General features: G+C 69.8%; 1 pseudogene. It reads right to left on the bottom strand.

The annotated features are described in order from the left end of the window. A pseudogene (locus C482_RS03640) lies at nt 1-215 on the bottom strand (S8 family serine peptidase); the annotation flags it as partial.

Here is a 215-nt window from a genome sequence, read left to right on the forward strand (position 1 = left end):
TCTGCGCCCGAACCATCCGGCAGCACGAGACCGTGCTGGAGGTCGACGTTCGGTGCGACGCCGTAGGCGGGCGTGTCGTCGTCAGCCGGTGCGGCAGCGCCGACCGTGCCACCGACGTGCGTGCCATGGTAGTGCGTGTCGTGCGGTTCCGAGTCCTCGATCGGCTCACCGTCCGGGCCGATCTCGACCCAGCCACCTGGGTAGGTCGGATCGTC

The organism is Natrialba chahannaoensis JCM 10990 (assembly GCF_000337135.1).
In the GTDB taxonomy this organism is placed as follows: domain Archaea; phylum Halobacteriota; class Halobacteria; order Halobacteriales; family Natrialbaceae; genus Natrialba; species Natrialba chahannaoensis.